16 protein-coding genes and 1 pseudogene are annotated in these 14,715 nt (G+C 62.4%); 9 read left to right on the top strand and 8 right to left on the bottom strand.

Annotated features, from left to right (window positions below):
* Window positions 1–331 precede the first annotated feature (331 nt).
* The gene (locus A3AU_RS1000000139685) at window positions 332–481 is read left to right on the top strand and encodes a hypothetical protein (RefSeq protein ID WP_081709434.1); all 150 of its coding nucleotides are present in this window, start codon (window positions 332–334) and stop codon (window positions 479–481) included.
* A gap of 17 nt (window positions 482–498) precedes the next feature.
* Here A3AU_RS1000000139685 and A3AU_RS0103100 read toward each other — a convergent pair whose 3' ends face one another.
* Window positions 499–861, bottom strand: a complete 363-nt coding sequence (locus tag A3AU_RS0103100) for a DUF423 domain-containing protein (RefSeq protein WP_027051497.1) — start codon at window positions 859–861, stop codon at window positions 499–501.
* Window positions 862–892: 31 nt separating this feature from the next.
* Window positions 893–2,143 (bottom strand): multidrug efflux MFS transporter, encoded by a 1,251-nt coding sequence (locus A3AU_RS0103105; protein WP_027051498.1) that lies wholly within the window; start codon window positions 2,141–2,143, stop codon window positions 893–895.
* 117 nt (window positions 2,144–2,260) lie between these two features.
* Between A3AU_RS0103105 and A3AU_RS0103110 the strand changes: the two genes are divergently transcribed.
* Together A3AU_RS0103110 and A3AU_RS0103115 are read left to right on the top strand one after the other, a co-directional pair.
* The gene (locus tag A3AU_RS0103110) at window positions 2,261–2,926 is read left to right on the top strand and encodes a GntR family transcriptional regulator (RefSeq protein ID WP_027051499.1); all 666 of its coding nucleotides are present in this window, start codon (window positions 2,261–2,263) and stop codon (window positions 2,924–2,926) included.
* Window positions 2,927–3,029: 103 nt separating this feature from the next.
* Window positions 3,030–3,290, top strand: a complete 261-nt coding sequence (locus A3AU_RS0103115) for a DUF982 domain-containing protein (RefSeq protein WP_027051500.1) — start codon at window positions 3,030–3,032, stop codon at window positions 3,288–3,290.
* Between the two features lie 52 nt (window positions 3,291–3,342).
* On the opposite strand, the gene A3AU_RS1000000139690 is transcribed toward A3AU_RS0103115, so the two are convergent.
* Window positions 3,343–3,489 (bottom strand): hypothetical protein, encoded by a 147-nt coding sequence (locus A3AU_RS1000000139690; protein ID WP_081294369.1) that lies wholly within the window; start codon window positions 3,487–3,489, stop codon window positions 3,343–3,345.
* A 198-nt stretch (window positions 3,490–3,687) separates the two neighbouring features.
* On the opposite strand from A3AU_RS1000000139690, the gene A3AU_RS0103125 reads away from it, so the two are divergent.
* A complete protein-coding gene (locus tag A3AU_RS0103125; protein ID WP_027051501.1) occupies window positions 3,688–4,659 on the top strand; it encodes a glycosyl transferase family 90 in 972 nt (323 codons plus the stop codon).
* A 69-nt stretch (window positions 4,660–4,728) separates the two neighbouring features.
* Here the strand turns inward: A3AU_RS0103125 and A3AU_RS0103130 are convergent, their stop codons facing one another.
* Window positions 4,729–5,772 (bottom strand): aldo/keto reductase, encoded by a 1,044-nt coding sequence (locus tag A3AU_RS0103130; protein ID WP_027051502.1) that lies wholly within the window; start codon window positions 5,770–5,772, stop codon window positions 4,729–4,731.
* 280 nt (window positions 5,773–6,052) lie between these two features.
* On the opposite strand from A3AU_RS0103130, the gene ppk2 reads away from it, so the two are divergent.
* Window positions 6,053–6,973, top strand: a complete 921-nt coding sequence (ppk2, locus tag A3AU_RS0103135) for a polyphosphate kinase 2 (protein WP_027051503.1) — start codon at window positions 6,053–6,055, stop codon at window positions 6,971–6,973.
* A 208-nt stretch (window positions 6,974–7,181) separates the two neighbouring features.
* Here the strand turns inward: ppk2 and A3AU_RS0103140 are convergent, their stop codons facing one another.
* The 4 genes and pseudogenes from A3AU_RS0103140 to A3AU_RS1000000137545 all read right to left on the bottom strand — a co-directional run.
* Entirely contained in the window at window positions 7,182–7,829 is a 648-nt protein-coding gene (locus A3AU_RS0103140) for a dihydrofolate reductase family protein (RefSeq protein WP_027051504.1), read from the bottom strand.
* Window positions 7,830–7,957: 128 nt separating this feature from the next.
* Window positions 7,958–8,500 carry a glyoxalase superfamily protein gene (locus tag A3AU_RS0103145; RefSeq protein WP_027051505.1) on the bottom strand — a complete coding sequence of 181 codons (543 nt, stop codon included), beginning with the start codon at window positions 8,498–8,500 and terminating at the stop codon, window positions 7,958–7,960.
* A 262-nt stretch (window positions 8,501–8,762) separates the two neighbouring features.
* Window positions 8,763–9,794 (bottom strand): porphobilinogen synthase, encoded by a 1,032-nt coding sequence (hemB, locus tag A3AU_RS0103150; RefSeq protein WP_027051506.1) that lies wholly within the window; start codon window positions 9,792–9,794, stop codon window positions 8,763–8,765.
* 181 nt (window positions 9,795–9,975) lie between these two features.
* Window positions 9,976–10,719 (bottom strand): annotated as a pseudogene (locus A3AU_RS1000000137545) (DUF2066 domain-containing protein); the annotation flags it as partial.
* Between the two features lie 163 nt (window positions 10,720–10,882).
* On the opposite strand from A3AU_RS1000000137545, the gene A3AU_RS0103165 reads away from it, so the two are divergent.
* The 4 genes from A3AU_RS0103165 (at window position 10,883) to A3AU_RS0103180 (ending at window position 14,703) form a co-directional block, all read left to right on the top strand.
* Window positions 10,883–11,926, top strand: a complete 1,044-nt coding sequence (locus tag A3AU_RS0103165; protein ID WP_027051508.1) for an enoyl-CoA hydratase/isomerase family protein — start codon at window positions 10,883–10,885, stop codon at window positions 11,924–11,926.
* The gene (locus A3AU_RS0103170; protein WP_027051509.1) at window positions 11,923–12,345 is read left to right on the top strand and encodes a DUF6163 family protein; all 423 of its coding nucleotides are present in this window, start codon (window positions 11,923–11,925) and stop codon (window positions 12,343–12,345) included. The genes A3AU_RS0103165 and A3AU_RS0103170 overlap by 4 nt, the downstream gene beginning before the upstream one ends.
* Window positions 12,346–12,583: 238 nt before the next feature.
* Entirely contained in the window at window positions 12,584–13,099 is a 516-nt protein-coding gene (gene ldtR, locus A3AU_RS0103175) for a transcriptional regulator LdtR (protein ID WP_013896002.1), read from the top strand.
* A gap of 350 nt (window positions 13,100–13,449) precedes the next feature.
* Window positions 13,450–14,703, top strand: coding sequence for a L,D-transpeptidase family protein (locus tag A3AU_RS0103180; RefSeq protein WP_027051510.1), 1,254 nt, complete (start codon window positions 13,450–13,452; stop codon window positions 14,701–14,703).
* The last annotated feature ends 12 nt before the right edge of the window (window positions 14,704–14,715 follow it).

The raw sequence follows: 14,715 nt of genomic DNA on the forward strand, positions 1-14,715 counted from the left end.
GTTCCGGATTTGCATCTAGCACTTTCGTTGGATCGATTCAAATTTTGCTTGACCGGAGATGCCTGAGAGTCTACTTTTGAATCGATCCAATATGGCGGATTTGTTCCGCGAAATGACTTTAGAGAGGTGCGCCATGCATCCCGTCAACTATCTGTTCGAAGACATCTATCGCAACGATATCGGGTCGGGCGCCAGCAGATCTAGGCGCCAGGAGGGAGCCGGCCCACGGGTTCGCAATCTCCGCTTCCTCGTGGAGCGCAAGCGCAACTGATCGGCACGACATTTTCGGTTGGTCGATTGGATCGATTCAATATTTAAAGGGAGAAAAACCATGCATCCCATCAAGCACCTGTTTGAGGACATCTACCGCAACTACTGGGGCATCGCGCCGGCGGCCGAGCGGCCGGAAGCGCGGCGCCGCAGGAAATCGGCCGCGCGCAATCGCGATCTCTGGTTCCGCATCGAACGTTCCCGGGATTGATCTCGGCGCGTCTGGCCTCAGGGACGCGGACGTACCAGGGCGGAAAGGGCTATCCCCAGCCAGCCGGCGATGAGCAGGGTGCCGCCGATCGGCGCCGACATCGGAAACAGTCTCGATCCCAGGAAATCGCGGGCGAGGAGATCGCCCGCGAAAAGCAGCAACCCGGCGAGCAGGACAAAGCTCGCGATCCGTAGAAAGCGATTCGCGCCGATGAGGCCGACGGCCAGGAAGCCAGGCGCGTGCATCAACAGGAACGACGCGGCCGTGCCGGTGAAGGCGCCGCCGCGGTGCGCGGCGGCCGCCGACAGCGCCACGCCCGCCGCGCCGACAAGACCGCCGGCAAGCACGAGGAGACGGCTGGTTGGTTCGGTGGCATTCATGTCGGCTGGCTTCCTCTCGGGGTAGGCTGCCTCAGGACTCACTCGCTTCCAGCGCCATATGCCGGGTCCGCCGCGACTGGACAATCCAATTGTAGACGGCGCCGCCCGCCATCAGCACCGACGTGCCGAGAAACACCGCCGGCATGCCGAAATGGCCGCCGACGAAGCCACCGGCCAGTGGCCCCGCGACCTGTCCGACATACTGCGCCGAAATCGCCAAGCCAAGCACGTTGCCGCCGACGCCGTCGGGAATGTTGTGACGGATGACGCTGGTGATGCAAGGCAGCAAGCCGCCAAGCGCCAGGCCCATCAGGAAGCGCAGACCGATCAACTGCCAGCCATTGGTGACGAATGCCTGTGGGATGAGCAACAGGGCCGAGACGGCCAAGGCGCCGACAACGACGTTCCAATGGCCGATACGGTCGGCAAGCTTGCCCAGCCATGAGGCCGACAGGATCGTTCCGAGCGCGGCCGCCGACATAACCACGCCGGCAACCATTGTCACCCGGCTCTGGTTCTCGATGAGCTGCTGCACATAGACGGTGATGATCGGCTCGATCGACATGGTGGCGAAGGCGAGCAGCATGCCGGTTGTCAGCATCGCCACCACCGGGCGCTTGTCGGGGATTTGTGACCAGCCACTCTTCGGCTTTGCCGTCGAGGCGGCATTGGCTGGCTTCGGGCGCGGGGTCTCCTTGATCAGGAAGGTCGTCGCCAGGAAGGCGAGGAAGATGACGCCGCCCGACAACAGGAAAGTGGTGCGGATGCCGATCAGCGGCGGCAGCGCGCCGCCAAGCAGGGGGCCGACCAGTGAGCCGGCCGTGATCCCGGCGGAGAGGACGCCCAGCGCCCAGCCGGAGCGCTCCTTGGGCGTCTGCATGGCCACCAATATTGTCGAACCCGAGGAATAGCCGCCGGCAAAGCCTATCAGCAGGCGCAGCAACACCAATTGCCAGACCGTCTCGACCATGCCCGTCAAGGACATGCAGATCGCCATGCCGAAGCTGGCGCGCACCAGCATCACTTTCCGGCCGTAACGGTCGCCCAGCCGTCCCCACAGTGGCGCGACCAAGGCGGCTGCGAAGAACGTCGCGCCATAGGCTATGCCGGACCACTGCACGATGGCCGCATGGCCCTGCGCGCCAAGCTGTTCGACATAGAGCGGCAGGAAAGGCAACAGCAGGGTCATGGCGATGAGCGTGCTGAACGAGCCCGCGAAACAGACGGCGAGATTGCGCCGCCAGTGGATGTTGTAGCCGCTTTGAGTGTGTTCTTGTGCCATTTCCTGCCTGCCCGATATCAGCGCTTGTTGCGGATACCATCTTGGGATACCAAATTGGTATCCGTCATGAACTTCATGCCTGCTGCTGTCAATGCGGCTTCAAGAAAGGGCAGCCCAATGTCGCAGATGCAGAATGTCGAACGGCAGTTACGCGAGATGATCCTCGGCCTCGAGGTCGGCCCCGGCGAGAAATTGACCGAGCGTTGGATCGAAGGCCGCTTCGGCGCTTCGCGCACCCCGGTCAGGGCAGCCCTGTTGCGCCTGGAAACCGAGGGCCTTGTGGGCAGGGATGGCCGCGGCTGGACCGTGTCGCCCATTAACCTCGCCGAACTCGAGCAGATCGCGGTCTATCGCGAGGCAGTCGAGGTCGCGGCCCTGCGGCTGACATGCGCGCACGTCGACGGGAGCGCCATCGACGTCATCGAGGCGATGCTCGATTCCTGCGACGAAAACACCGCGCGAGAGGAATGGCATCGCGTCGGCATGGATTTTCACATCGAACTGGCGCGCCTGTCGGGCAACGAATTCCTGTTCCGGGCGGTGCGCGATGCCATGACGCGCCTGTCGCGCGCCCGCTGGCTGGAGGTGCGTGACGAAGCGGCGCTTGGCCGCGCCTGGGCCGAACATCGGGCCATTCTGGCGGCGGCACGTCTTGGCGATGCCGATGAAGCGGCGCGCCGGCTTTCGGACCATATCAGCGGCAGCCGCCACCGGCTGGTGACGTCGCTTGCCAACGACCGACGCGGCCTGCGCGCCAGGGGCTTTGCCGTCGTTGCTGCCTAGCGCTGCCGGTCCGGGCTGGGCACTCGCCGGGCAAAAAAGCGCGTCCAGCTCCGCCGCGCACTTTCGGCCTCGCTTCGCGGATGCCGATGGCGTAAGAGCGGCAATGGAAAACAACCGATTTGATACACCCGTGACCGTCAAGTCCGTCACGGCGGGAAGCACTCAGCTCTTGCGCACGGCCCGCGAGGCTTCCGATTACCTGCTCAACAGCTGGCCCGGCAAGCGCAGTCCCAAGCATCGCGCGGCGCTCCAGGCCTGCCACGACGCGCTGGCCGGCGACAAGCCGGCGATGAACGCCCGGCGCGCCTTCATCGCCGCGGCACGCGAAGTGGACGTTTTTGTCAGCGACAAGGCGCCCGCCTGACGCAGGGCGATGTGGGTTGAGGCAAGGGCCCGCATTCGCGGGCCTTTAGCCGTCATTCCGCTGTGTCGGTCTCGGTCTCGGCCTCGGGCTTTGAACGTTCGCGCGCGGCAACCTTGGCCGCCAGCTTTTCAGCCTTCTTCGCCGCCTTCTGCCGGTCGCGTTCCTTGCGTTCCTGGTCGTAGTTTGGTGCTCGCGCCATATCGGCTCCTTTTGCCCTGCCTTGCGGCTCTGACCCTGCCTAGGAGCATTAGCCGTCAAACACAACAGCTGAAGCGACAGTGCGCGGACTGAGGTCTCGCAGATCCGCAGGGGCTTGCCAGATGGCCGCCACAATGATGTAGGAAACGCGGGGCGCCAGCGTATTGAGAGCTGCCCGTTTGTTTTGATCAAGTGAACCATGGCTTCCATTGCGCGAACGTCGGCAAAGGTTTTCTATTATGCGCGAAACGTCGCGCGCGATATCATTCCCCAAGCCTTGTTCCGCCGCAGGCTGGCCGTTCGCCTTGAAAAGGCCCGGCTTTGCGATGAGGCGGCGTGCCGCCGCTTGAACTATTACAACAAGCTGCAGGATGGTTTCGCGCCAAGCTCGAATGCCGTGCGCATCAGCAAGCTGCCCTTCACGCCGACCATGTACTACTACGACCTGAAGGAATTCGCCCGCTACTTCGATCCCGGATTGCTCATCGACATCGAATTCGGCGACGTCAGGAACGTGCCGAAAGTGCCTACGATCGTGAAGGACCGGCCGATCCGTGATGACGACAAGAACGCGATCATCATGAAGCTCGACAAGTTTCGTCACTTCCAGATGCCGGCCGATGCCATCTCGTTCGCCGACAAGCTGCCGGGCGTGGTCTGGCGCGGCGATCTCAACAATCCGATCAGGAAACGGTTTCTGCAAGCGGTGCGCGACCTGCCGTTCTGCGATGTCGGTTCGCACAAGCCGAACGCTCCGGCCGAATACGCCAAGCCCTTTCTCACCATCGGCCAGCACCAGCGCTACCGCTACATCGTCTCGCTCGAAGGCAATGACGTGGCGACCAACCTCAAATGGATCTTGAACTCGAAGTCGCTCTGCCTGATGCCGCCGCCGACTTACGAGACATGGTTCGCGGAACGGCAGCTCGAGGCCAATGTCCATTATGTGCCGCTTTCAGCTGATTTCTCCGATGTTGCCGAACATGTAGCCTATTTCGAACGGCACCCGGCAGAGGCAGACCGCATCATTGCGGCCGCGAACGCCTATTGCCGGACATTCGCCAACGAACAGACCGAACAGGCGATCTCGCTGCTGGTGCTCTACAAATATTTCGTGCTGAGCGGCCAGATCAAACCGGATGCCGAGGTCTGGCGCTATATTATGGGATGAGCAATTCCTGCGTCAAAACGCGGGACCCGGAGGGCTCGGGCCCGCCGGGCTTCTCGTCAGAACCCGTATTTATACGCCGCTGCGGTCGATCACGAGATCGGCGGCACCAAAGCGCGCCTTCGCCGTCAATTGCTGGTGCCAATAGGGGTAGAGCAGGGGCGGCCGGCTAACCGCGTCGAGGCGCTGGCGCTCCTCAGGGCTGAGTTCCAGGCTTGCTGCCGCGAGATTGTCCTTGAGTTGGGCGTCGTTGCGGGCGCCGATGACCAGCGAGGAAACGGCAGGGCGACCGAGCAGCCACGCAAGCGCAACCTGCGCCGCCGAAACGCCGCGTGCCCCACCGATCTCGACCAGCACGTCGACGATCCGCCAGAGCCGGTCCGCGTCGCGGATCGGCGGCTCGGACCAGCCGGCGAGCTGCCGTGCCGTCGGGCTGTCGCGATGGTATTTGCCGGACAGCAATCCGCCGGCGAGCGGGCTCCAGACCAGCACGCCCAGGCCCTGGTCGACCGAGATCGGCAGCAGTTCATACTCGGCCTCGCGGGCCTCCAGCGTGTAATGGATCTGCTGCGTGACGAAACGCTGCTGGTGCCGGCTGTCGCTGATCGAGAGCCCCTTCATCACCTGCCAGCCGGACCAGTTGGAGCAGCCGATGTAGCGCACCTTGCCCTGGCTGACCAAGGTGTCGAGCGCGGCAATCGTTTCCTCGACCGGCGTAAGGCCGTCCCACTGGTGCACGAAATAGATGTCGATGACATCGGTCTTCAGTCGCTTCAGGCTCTTCTCGCATTCGCGGATCAGGTGATGGCGCGACAGGCCTTCGTCGTTGGGTCCGCTGCCGATCCGCATGCGTGCCTTGGAAGCGATCAGCACGTCGTTCTTGCGCTTGCCGCCGAGTGCCTCGCCGATGATCTCCTCCGACAGGCCATTCGAATAGACATTGGCGGTGTCGATGAGGTTGATGCCGGCGTCGATGCACATGTCGATCATGCGCCTGGCTTCGGCAAGGCCGCTGTTGCCGACCGCGGCGAACGGGCCTGTCCCGCCGAAGGTCATGGTGCCCAAAGTCAGTGTCGAAACCTTAAGGCCGGAACGGCCAAGGGTGCGGTATTCCATGTCAGTCCTCGCGATTGTGTTGAATTGGGGCGCCACCAAGGACAGCCCGGAATGCGACCCGGCATTTGTAGGACAATTCGGCCGGGCTGTCGCCATGCAATGACGAAGGATCGATTGGACCTCGCCAAATCCGCGATGGCGGCAATCGTGCTCGGGCTGCAATAAAACCGTCACCGCCGGCCTATATTGAATTCGGCTAAGGTGTTTCCATTCCGGGCCGCGGGTCAGCAGTTTGGGGTGCCGACATGAACCGACAGGGCTTGCTAGCGGAGCGACTGATATGACCGAGCCAAGACAGAATTCCCCTGCCAAGGACTGGCTCGAAGCCGAGCTCGCCGACACGCTCGACGAAGATTACGAGCTCGAAATATCGGAGCCTGCGCTGTCGATGGAAATCGCCAAGATCTACAAGAACGCGCATCCGCCTTCGATCGATCGCATGCAGTATTTTCGCGACCTGATCACCTTGCAGTCCGAATTGATCAAGCTGCAATCCTGGGTCGCCTATCACAAGAAGAAGCTGGTGGTGATTTTCGAGGGCCGCGATTCCGCCGGCAAGGGCGGCGTCATCAAGCGCATCACCCAGCGGCTGAATCCGCGCATCTGCCGCGTCGTGGCGCTGCCGGCGCCGACCGAGCGCGAGAAGTCGCAATGGTATTTCCAGCGCTACGTCCCGCATCTGCCGGCTGGTGGCGAGATCGTGCTGTTCGACCGCTCCTGGTATAACCGCTCCGGCGTCGAACGGGTCATGGGCTTTGCGTCGCACGACCAGGTCGAGGAGTTCTTCCATGACGTGCCGGAGTTCGAGCGCATGCTGGTGCGTTCTGGCATCACTGTCGTGAAATACTGGTTCTCGATCACCGACGAGGAACAGCAGATGCGCTTCCTGATGCGCATCCACGATCCGATGAAGCAGTGGAAGCTGTCGCCGATGGACCTGCAGTCGCGCGTGCGCTGGGAACAGTACACCAAGGCCAAGGAAGAGACCTTCGCCCGCACCAACATTCCCGAGGCGCCCTGGTTCATCGTCGAGGGCAACGACAAGAAGCGCGCACGGCTGAACTGCATCGACCATCTGCTCAAGCAGCTGCCATATGAAGAGGTGCCGCACGAGGAGATCACTCTGCCGGAGCGCGTCTTCAATCCCGAATACGAGCGCCAGGTCCTGCCACACGAGCTCTACGTGCCGGAGAAGTATTGAGGGGTTCTTCCTTCTCCCCGTCCCTATAGGGGAGAAGGTGCCCGAAGGGCGGATGAGGGGCGGCGCTGACTTCGAAAGTTGAGTCTCGCCATTCTTCAACCGTACACGATTGCTTGCGTCGCCGGAGCCGCTAGTCTCCAAATGTCAGCGCCGCCCCTCATTGCCCTGCCGGGCATTTCTCCCCGTGACGGGGGAGGAAGAGCTGTAGTCACGCCCGCTTGATCACCACATGCGTGGCAAGCGCCGTCGCCACCTGCTCGGTGCATCGATAGCCGAGCTTCACCATATCCAGGCCGGCAAAAAGGTTCTCGCCCTTGCCAAGCAACACCGGCGAGATTGCCAGATGCATCTCGTCGATCAGTTTCTCCTGAAGATATTGCCGGATGGTGGCGACACCTCCGCCGACCCTCACATCCTTGCCATCAGCCGCCGCCTTCGCCTGCTCCAGTGCCGAATGGATGCCGTCGGTCACAAAATGGAAGGTCGTGCCACCTTCCATCGCGATGGGCGCTCGCTCGTGGTGCGTCAGCACGAAGACCGGCACGTGATAGGGCGGGTTGTCGCCCCACCAGCCTTTCCAGCTGTCGTCGGGCCATTCCCCGCGGATCGGCCCGAACATGTTTCGGCCGAGGATCCAGGCGCCGACATTTTCGAAACTGCGCGCCGCGAACGCCTCGTTGATGTCGTTGGTGCCGCCATCTTTTTTGAGCACCATCTCGCGGAAGGTCCGGGTGTCGACAAACCACTTGTGCAAGGATTCCCCACCGACACCGAGCGGATTTTGCAGGTCCTGATCGGTACCGGCGCCATAGCCGTCGAGCGATAGGGTGAAAGCGTTGACACGCAGCTTGGACATGAAGGCCTCCTCGATAACCGATTGTATTTTGCAAGTGGTTATCTTTTAGCAATGTGATTGCAAGTTGCAAGCGGTATTTTCGGCGACGAATAATATGATGGCGGCCGGCGGGACGGCCGCCTGTCAGCTCATTCGCCGGCAAGCTCCATGAAGCGGATGTGGTTGCTGAACGGATCGATGACTTCGACCGTCAGCCGTCGGTCCTCCTGTTCCAGTCCGGGTTTCATGTAGCGGTAGTCCTTGGCCGCAAGCTCCCTGTGGAAGTCGCGGATACCTTTCATATAGATGACCATGTTGCTACCCGGCGTCGCGTCGCCGGCATGTTCGGACAGGTGCAGGACAAGGTTGCCGCGCGAGATTTGCGTATAAAGCGGGAAGTTGTCGCCGTAGCGGTGCTCCCAGTCCACACCGAAGCCGAGGTAGCCGAGATAGAATTCGTGCGCCTTGGCAATGTCGAAGATGCGCACGATCGGCGCCGTCCGTTCGAAGACGATCGTCTCCTGCCGGGCTGGCGGCCCTTCGATCTTCGCCGACAGGATATTCCAGGTCGCCAGTCCGAACTGGCGCGCGACGATCTCCAGGGCCTCGCCATGGCTGATCGTCAGGTCGCGGGCGGCAAGCGCCTCCCGCATGGCTTTTGCCATGGTCTTGGCATCACGATAGGCAAGCATGTCCGTTTCCTCGGGTCACGGCGAGGTCTTCGTCAGTGCCCGCATTGCCGACGCCTTCGCCTGACGGGTGAAACGGGTCAGGAAGCATCCTTTGGAGGCGTTCGCCATACCCCTTGGTGGGGCGCGGGCTGCCAGCCGCCTCCGGCCGTGCCGGCATCATAGCCGGAGGCAGCGGATTTTGTCAGCGCGTATTCGAAAGAACCGCCGGCCGGTCGAAAGAGTGCTGACATCTCCTGAAAGGCATTGCCCGGGACGTCGCTGGCTACCCCTTCAGCATCTGCGCCACTTCAGGCGCGAAATAGGTCAGGATACCATCGCAGCCGGCGCGCTTGAAGGCGAGCAGCGATTCCAGCATCGCTTTCTCGCCGTCGATCCAGCCATTGGCGCCCGCCGCCTTGATCATCGAATATTCGCCCGACACCTGGTAGGCGAAGGTCGGCATCTGGAATTCGTCCTTCAGCCGGCGGATGATGTCGAGATAGGGCAGGCCGGGCTTGACCATCAGCATGTCGGCGCCTTCGGCGATGTCCTGTTCGGCCTCGCGCACCGCCTCGTCCGAATTGGCGTGGTCGATGTAGTAGGTCTTCTTGTCGCCCTTGAGCAGGCCGGCGGTGCCGACCGCCTCGCGATAGGGGCCGTAGAAGGCCGAAGCGAATTTCGTCGCGTAGGACATGATCGCGACGTCCTGAAAGCCGTTGGCGTCGAGTGCGTCGCGGATCGCGCCGACGCGGCCGTCCATCATGTCGGACGGCGCGATGATGTCGGCGCCCGCCGCCGCCTGGATGACGGCCGCCGCCGCGACCTGCTCCACCGTTTCATCGTTGACGATGATGCCGTCACGCAGGATGCCGTCATGGCCGTGGCTGGTGAACGGGTCGAGCGCGGCGTCGGTGATGATGCCGATCCCGGGCACCGCGTGCTTGATGGCGCGGGTGGCGCGGTTGACAACGTTTTCCGGATCGAGGATGTGCGAGCCGGTCTGGTCGCGCAAGGCCAGGTCGACATTGGGGAAGGTGGCGAGGGCTGGAATGCCGAGCCTGGCCGCGCGTTCGGCCTCCTTCACGGCAAGGTCGACCGACAGGCGGAAGACGCCGGGCATGGCGGCGATCGGCTCGCGCACATCCTTGCCCTCGACGACGAAGATCGGCCAGATCAGGTCGTCGACGGTGAGCCGGTTCTCCTGCACCAGGCGGCGCGACCAGTCGGCCTTGCGCATTCGGCGCAGGCGACGGCTGCTGGTGATATCGTCCACGCTGCGCGTGCCGGCCGGCTTTGTCGCGGTGAATTTGTTCATTGCCAAAACTCTGGGCCAAAACTCTCTTTCGGCGGCTTTTACCACGAGCTTTTGCCACAGACCAATGCGACACGATTGTGCCAGGGGTTGAGCGCAGCTCCTCCCAAGGCTGTCCGTTTCCCGACAAAATCTGCGCCGCACCCCTTATCGCCACCCGAAACGCCTCGTCGAAGCTGACGCCACGTACCTGCCAGCGATAGGTCTTGCCGTTATCGGCCAGCCGCCAATCGGCGATCCAGCCCAGCTCCTTGTCGCTCCACACCATTTTGCCGGCGAGCGCTTGCGCGCCACCGGCCTGTTTGGCCAACGGATCCAGCCTGGCCATGTCGCCGGTGCGCAATACCTTTTCGCCCAGGTCGTCTAGCTGCGCGGCCTTCGGAAATACGACATGCATCAGCAACGGATCGGCTGCATTGGCGAAAGACTCGCGCATCGTCTCGCCACGCTCCTCCTCGGCGCTCAGCACGAAATGCCGCGCGCCCTGTTCGGTCACGAGAAAGACGGCGAGCGTCGGCCGGTCGCCAAGCCAGGGTCGGCTGCCGAGCGAAGCCAGCACCTTGTCGAGTACATCGGGCCTGTAGAGGCAGGTGAGATCATGCGGCCGGTCGTGCGTGCCTTGCTCATCATGGATCGGAATGCCTTCGAGCCGGTCGCGGTAACGAAAGCTGTCGACAAAACTTCCGGCCTTGTCGCGCAGCGCACCCATCTCGCGTTTCGCGAGCAGCCGTTGATCGCCGGAAACCCTGACCAGCACCTTGTCCAGGCATGTCCTGAAACCGAGCTCGCGGTTTTGTTCGCCCTGGCCGGTGACGATGGTCTTTGACTGGTAGAGGTCGCCGAGGTCCGTTGCCTCAGCCTGGGTATTGCTTGCGTAAAACGCCAACAGGCAACTCAGAACAAAGGCAAAGCGCAAAAGCTGCGGCATGGCTCACCGTCCGGCTGTCAGCCTCTCATATCGGCGGCCAAGGTCTAGCACCGGCCGCCGCCGGCCGCCAAGCCCATGGCGAAAACGCTGCTGCCATTGACGCACCCATGCGCCGCCTTTAGCACTTCTCCTCCCGCAGGCGCGGGGGAGGGATTCTCTGGCGATGGATTTTGGTGGAGGCGACGAAATTCGCTTCGAACGCTTGGGCAAGGCCGGTGTCGTCACGCTGACTCGGCCGCAGGCGCTCAATGCCGTTACCCATCGCATGGTCATGGCGCTGGGCAAGGCCTTGCGTGCCTGGGAGCGCGACGACGGCGTCGAGGTCGTCCTCGTCAAGGCCGAGGGCAGGGCGTTTTCGGCCGGAGGCGACATCCTGCACATCTATGAGGCCGGCCGCGCCGGGAAGCCGCCGGTCGAGTTCTTCGCCGACGAGTACCGGCTGAACGCCCGCATCAACAGCTTCAAGAAACCCTATGTGGCGCTCATCGACGGCATCGTCATGGGTGGCGGCGTCGGCATTTCCTTTCACGGTTCGCATCGGGTGATGACCGAGAACGCCCAGTTCGCCATGCCGGAGGTCGGCATCGGCTTTTTCCCGGATGTCGGCGCCAGCCATTTGCTGCCGGACCTGGGCGGTTGTTTCGGCATGTATCTGGCCCTGACCGGCAACCGCATCCGCTATGGCGACGCGCTGTGGTCGGGACTGGCCACCCACACCATCAAGGCCGAAGATCAAGCGAGCTTCCTGGACCGGCTGATGCTGACCGGCGATCCGGAATCAGTGCTGCGCGGTTTCTTTGTCCAGGCGAGGCGGGAGACCGACAGGCCGACATTAGAGGCGATCTCCCGCCATTTTAACCAGCCGTCGCTGCAGGATGTCGTCGACAGCCTGGACCGTGCGGCGGGCACCGACGAATTCGCGGCAAAGACGCTGGCGACGATGCGCACGCGCTCGCCGACCAGCCTTCGCGTCGCCTGGCGGCAGATCAGTGCCGGGCTGACGCTGTCGATGGACGATTGCATGAAGATGGAGTTCCGCATCCTCAACCGTATGCTTGCCGGCCACGATTTCTACGAAGGCATCCGCGCCGCCATCATCGACAAGGGGTCGAAGCCGCAATGGCGGCCGGCAAGCCTCGATGCGGTCGCGGAGGCGGATGTCGAGGCCTATTTCGCCCCGCTCGGTGAACGGGAACTCGAGGCATGAGCGAGGTGACGTCGAGACGCGTCGTGCTGCAGCCCTCGACGGTCGAGGTGATCTTCGCCTGGTTCCAGCGCGTCATCGCGGGCTACTGCCTGTTGTTCGGCATCCTTTACTGGATCAAGCTGATCGGCTTCTACCCGGGCTCGCTGTGGCGCTTCGACCTGATGCCGGTCCACTGGCAGGTGGCGGCGGTGATGCTCGCCGTGTTCTTTCCCTTTGCCGCGGCGGGGCTCTGGATGCTGGCCTCCTGGGGGCCGGTGATCTGGTTCATTTGCGCGGTCACCGAGACCGTCATGTATGCCGGCTTTCCCGAGCTTTTCGGCCACCGGCCGCTCATCGTCGTCTCGCACGCGGCGGTGGCGCTGCTCTACATCGTCTTTCGCGTCGTCATCTGGCTGCAGAAACGGCCCGTGCGGCACTAAGCCTTTGAGGGCATTGGCGACTTGGCCAACCCCGGATCCGAGCCCCGCTATATCTGCCTAAGCCTTTAGGTTAATTATCCTTACTCGGGTGACCGTTCGTTAAGCCTCTTTCGAAACCACTTACCGGTAAGCTCTTGTTAGCCCTAGCGTTTAAGTCGAATTTTATGAGTATTCGATAGTGTCGCGATCAAGGTGAAAAACAAAAAATCACCAGGGCGACAAACGAGAGGCAAAGACAATGATCAATTCGCGTCCGGCGGCGAAGACCGCCAACGTTTCCGACGATCGCCGCGAGGCTATCCGTTCGCTGTACATGGAATCGCTGCAGCTCGTCGAGCGACTGCACCGCCGCCTGCTTGATGTGATCAAGGACGAATTCGACCGCAACGGTCGTTCCGACATCAATGCCATCCAGGCGCTGCTGCTCTTCAACATCGGCAATTCCGAGCTGACCGCCGGCGAGCTGCGCTCGCGTGGCTACTATCTCGGCTCGAACGTGTCCTACAATCTGAAGAAGCTGGTCGATCTCGGCTTCATCAACCACCAGCGCTCGCGCATCGACCGTCGTTCGGTCCGCGTCTCGCTGACGCCGAAGGGCAACGAGGTGGCGGACGTCGTCGCCGGTCTCTATGAGCGCCATGTCGGCTCGATCGAACAGGTCGGCGGCATCAACACCGACGAGTTCAAGCAGATGAACCGCGCCTTGCAGCGGCTCGACCGCTTCTGGAACGACACGATCGCCTACCGGATGTAAGTCCATCCGCATCGGATATGGCCCGCGCCACAGAAGCGCGGCCGCATAGCGACCTCCAGTCAGGGCCGGTGCCGAAAAGCACCGGTCTTTTTCTTTTCGGAGTGCCGGGCGCTCCGAATCGGGCGCAAGGCCACGTTGCCGCCATATTCCAATGGAACCGAGGGTGGCAGTGATGCTGTCGTGAAGACCATGCGTCTATCCGCAACCGTATCGCGCCTCGTGCGTTTCTTGCCAGCGTGATACGGGCCATGGTTGGCTAATTGTTAAGATTGCCAATTTTAGAGTGCGGGCGAGATCGCCCGAGATCAATGCAGCAAGTGATCGAACCGCTACCTATGTCTGGAACGTCCATGAGAACCAGCCGCCGTTTTTTCCTTTCCGGAGCCTCCGCCCTCGCTGCCGCCGTCGTGGCCGGCCGTGCGAATGCGCAGGATGTGATCGGGGATATCCTGAAATCCTCGGCGCGTGGCAATTGGGACGACCAGTTCGACGCCCGCGCCAGCGAAGGCGGCAAGGTGGCCTCGACGCTGCCGATCTTCAGCCCGCAGACCGTTGCGTTCACGGAACAGGCGGTGGCGCAGTATCAGAACATCGTCGGCCAGGGCGGCTGGGTAGAGGTTCCCGCGATCAAGAAGCTGCAGCTCGGCGTCGATGATCCCGATGTCGTGCCGCTGCGCAAGCGCCTGATGGTTGCCGGTGACCTGTCGCAGAGCGCCGGCATTTCGACGGCCTTCGATTCCTATGTAGACTCGGCGGTCAAGCGCTTCCAGCTGCGTCACGGCCTGCCTGCCGACGGCTCGATGGGCAAATACACTTATGCGGCGATGAACGTTTCGGCGCAGGTTCGGCTCGGCCAGCTGCAGACCAATCTGCAGCGGCTGAAGGAAAAGGCCGGCACGCTGGGCAGCCGCTATGTGCTGGTCGACATTCCGGCGGCGCAGGTCGAAGCGGTCGAGAACGATCGCGTCGTGCTTCGCCACACGGCAATCGTCGGCAAGATCGATCGCCAGACACCGATCGTCAATTCCAAGATCAACGAGATCATCGTCAACCCATACTGGAATGCGCCGGTCTCGATAGTGCGCAAGGACATCATTCCGCTGATGCGGAAAGACCCCGACTATCTGAAGAACAGCCACATCCGCCTGTTCGCGCCGGATGGCAGCGAAGTCGATCCGATGAATGTCGACTGGTCGACCGATGATGCCGCCAAGTACCGGTTCCGCCAGGATCCCGGTTCGGAAAACGCCATGGCGTCGGTCAAGATCAACTTCCCGAGCCCGGACGGCGTCTATATGCACGACACGCCGCAGCAGAGCCTGTTCGGCAAGATGATGCGCTTCGATTCCTCGGGATGCGTGCGCGTCCAGAACGTGCGCGATCTCGTCACCTGGATCCTGCGCGACACGCCCGGCTGGGACCGCCAGCATTTCGAGGCGGCGATCAAGACCGGCCAGAACACGCCGATCCAGGTCACCAACCCGGTGCCGGTACATTTTCTCTATCTGTCGGCATGGTCGACCGGACCTGGCGTCGTCCAGTTCCGCGACGACGTCTACGCGCTCGACGGCGCCAGCGAATTGCAGATCACGTCTTCGCTTTAAGCTGCTGATAAT

Origin of the sequence: Mesorhizobium erdmanii USDA 3471 (assembly GCF_000472705.1) — a bacterium.
In the GTDB taxonomy this organism is placed as follows: Bacteria; Pseudomonadota; Alphaproteobacteria; order Rhizobiales; family Rhizobiaceae; genus Mesorhizobium; species Mesorhizobium erdmanii.